Source organism: Prolinoborus fasciculus, from assembly GCF_056724605.1.
Map to the genome: position 1 here is coordinate 1 of NZ_JBWZQN010000128.1, position 1,799 is coordinate 1,799.

Genomic DNA, 1,799 nt, shown 5'->3' on the forward strand with positions numbered 1-1,799 from the left:
TCGCAAGAGATGCGATGGATGTCTGGTGATTTGTAGTCATAAATTTTAGTCCCCACTTGTTTTTAAGTGGGGACTAAATTAAGGCTTATAGGATGAATTCATAAGGTGTGTTCAGCGGACGCTTACGTCACTAACTGGTTGCGTACATTTATATTAAGTGAAGGTAAGGAAACTGCATAAGTAAAAAGGACAAGGTCTCACGAGACCTTGTCCTTTTTTTAATGCGCATCTATGGCTTCAGCTTCAAGTAGATATAACTCATTAATCAATAAAAATTCACGATACTGATGTAGCAAATTTTCATCTTTTTCACGATGAGCTCGGGCATTACGGAATGCCATATATGTGCCCGTAAATAAGTTTACTCTACCTTTTATCTCGGCACTATCTGGAACGTCCCAAGTTAATAAAGCATTGTCGCCCTGAAAGACTTGCGCAAATAGCTTTGTGCTATGTTCATTTAAGCTTGTACGTAGTCTGATGATATCTTCTAAGCGTTTATATGCTTTGCTTAAAGCTGAGTCTGGGTCTTGTTTAAAGAGTAAAGCAAGATCAAAAATTCTGTCGTCAATAATCGAGTAGGGTAGTTCAAGCGGGTAATAACGCTTAAGATGAGAAGATGCTACCTCATTTTGGAATGGGTAAATATAGTCATGTAGACGTATAGGTCGAATCACTTTTTCTCTAAAAATAAAATCAATGTCATTATCGCATAATGATGAATTATTAACTTTGTTCATCAGTTTTGCAGGAATCGTTACTTCTTCGGTTTCGATTTTATGTTTATTCAAAATAGTTAAAGCTTTTGCGAGCCCTTTGGGTCCTTCGCCTGGATAACCTGAGGTAAAGCCTGAACGGATGATGTAATAACTGTCAGATTGATCTTTAAGTATGAATCCATGGGACTGATCATTCGTCAGCAATAGAGCATAACTTAGATCTGCGTTAGTCTGAATGAGATTGCAAAGGCTATATAGGCAGGTTTCAGTGATCCCAGCTTCGCCTAAGTAATCAATATGGTAATAGTTTTCAGTTTTGAACATTTTTATAAAATTTGAGAGTATTTGTTTGGGAAGATGATGGGGTAAAAAAGGGTAAAAATCTACAGCTAATTATTTTTTAAACAACAGATTTTGTTAGATATTTTTAATGAGTTAAACAGTCACCATCTCTGTAATAGATAAATATATAAAACTGGAATACTCTCAGTATTCCAGACATATGGCAGTCCAAATCTAACTAAAAGGTGTCTACAAAATCGGTGGCTATTCAATTCCAACTCGGTCTACAAGCGTTTTTCCAAGCTAGTCTAAACGCTATTTGATCAGTATCACCTTCAATGAAGACTATATTGGGGGCAATCACAACGAAGCGTTTATAAGTGCTATAAGTACTAGATTCTTCTCTATAGCTTACTTCTCCACAATCTCCGACTTGATTACGAAATTTAGCTGACTCAGGATCTGAAAGAAAATGTTTAGTTGCTTCTCTGGCAGATTTTAATTGTTTTTCTATAAGTCCTTTTGGATCAACCTGCTCTTGATTTTTGAAGTCCTGCTGACTACAGCCTAATAATATCAGTATGAAAAATACTATTGCTATACCTTTCACAAGGTAACATCCAATCAAAAGGTGCACTTTAAAGTATTTTTAAATCTTGTTTGGCTAATTAAATTAGGGTCTGTTGACATTTCAAGTATAGAATTTACCCGATAAAGGTAGCCAAATAAATATACAAGCTAATGCAACTGCCCCCTCATAGCTACACTTTAGCTTATCATATCGTGTTGCTATTCCTC

At 35.8% G+C, this 1,799-nt stretch carries 2 protein-coding genes; both read right to left on the reverse strand.

The window, feature by feature from the left end:
• Positions 1-218: 218 nt before the first annotated feature.
• On the reverse strand, positions 219-1,043 hold the full coding sequence (locus AC1P5O_RS16485; RefSeq protein ID WP_086044067.1) for a TIGR02391 family protein: 825 nt from the start codon (positions 1,041-1,043) through the stop codon (positions 219-221).
• A 226-nt stretch (positions 1,044-1,269) separates the two neighbouring features.
• Positions 1,270-1,611: a hypothetical protein gene (locus AC1P5O_RS16490; RefSeq protein ID WP_086044066.1), complete on the reverse strand. Its 342-nt coding sequence runs from the start codon at positions 1,609-1,611 to the stop codon at positions 1,270-1,272.
• Positions 1,612-1,799 lie beyond the last annotated feature (188 nt).